General features: G+C 73.9%; 1 protein-coding gene. It reads right to left on the minus strand.

Annotated elements, in window-relative coordinates; translation table 11 throughout:
• The coding region (locus AOK17_RS47035; protein ID WP_157881559.1) for a sigma-70 family RNA polymerase sigma factor at positions 1 to 1,114 on the minus strand (1,114 nt) is incomplete at its 3' end.
• Between the last annotated feature and the right edge of the window lie 267 nt (positions 1,115 to 1,381).

Genomic DNA, 1,381 nt, shown 5'->3' on the forward strand with positions numbered 1-1,381 from the left:
CTCCGGAGCCGCCGCCCGCCGCCGACGCGGCACCCGCGGCCCCGGCCGCACCCACGCCGGCCCCGCCCGCGATGAGCGCCGCCGCCTTCGCGTACCCGGCGGCACCGAACCAGCCGAGGACGGCGATCGGTACGACCGCGGGAATCCCGCTGGCGACTTCCTTGATCTGACCGGCGGCGAGCCGGCACTTGGCGCACTCCTCAAGGTGCTTGCGCAGCCCGCGCTCGGCACGTGTGCGCAACCCGCCGCGCGCGTACGCGCCGAGCCGGTCGGCGTAGCGCGCGCACTCCTCGTCGGTGGTGAGCGTGACGCTCACATGGGCCTGGAGATACGCCTGCTTGAGGCCTTCCCGGGCCCGACTGGCAAGGACGCGCGTGCCGTTGGCGTCCAGCCCGAAGAGCGTGGCGACGTCGCTCGGCGACTCGTCCTCGACCTCGGTGTGCCAGAGCACGGCCTGCCACCGCTCGGGCAGCGACCGGAACGCCTGCATGGCCATCGACTGCTCGGCCTCGTGCATCGCCCGTACGTCGGCGCCCAGGTCCAGCGTGTCGTCGTCGGACACCTCGGAGCCGCGCGCGGCCTGCGCCGCGAACACGGCGAAGTCGTCGACCAGGTGCTCGCGCCTCGCCGACTTGGTCCAGCTCGCCGCGACGCGTCGTACGGTCGTCAGCAGATAGGCGCGTACGGCGTGCTCGGGGCCGCGCCCGCCGCGTACGGCCTGGAGCATGCGGGCGAAGACCTCGGCCGTGAGGTCCTCCGCGGTGTGGGCGTCCCGGCAGCAGGTGCGCGCGTACCGGCGGACGGCGTCCGCGTGGCGCCGGAACAGCTCCTCGTACGCGGTGTCGTCGCCCGAGCGCATCCGCTCGATCAGCTCGGCGTCGGCGGGCGGCAACTCGATCGGGGGCGGCAGTACGCCGCTGTCGTGCCACTCGCGCCGCTCCCGCTGCGGCGGAACGCCGGCTTCGGGGACGGATCCTTTGGCCGGCACGTCCTCCGGGGTTCCGGCAGGGGTGCCCATGGCCCGGCCCCCCTGGCTCGGCACCTGCGGCGACGGCAGCCCACCGGCCTCCGTGCCACCCTCACCGGGTGACTCGTCCCGCCCGTCAACGCTCATCGCGGAAAGCCCCCGCCTGCACACTCGGACCCGAACACCGGGAAAGAGTGCCACACGGACCCACCGCTGTTACCCGGAGGAACGGACCAACCACTCGTCCGTGGAGACTTGCCGAACCACAGCACTACCCTTCACCCGGACGGGGAAGGCTCAACCACCTTCCCTGCCAAGCAGGTTGACGCAGGCGGGCCCCATGAGGGGCGCGGGGCCGTGACGTTGTGCGGCTCCGACGCGTGGGCGCGCGACCAGCCCCCACGCCCCCGCACC

Origin of the sequence: Streptomyces phaeochromogenes, from assembly GCF_001418655.1 — a bacterium.
GTDB lineage: Bacteria > Actinomycetota > Actinomycetes > Streptomycetales > Streptomycetaceae > Streptomyces > Streptomyces phaeochromogenes.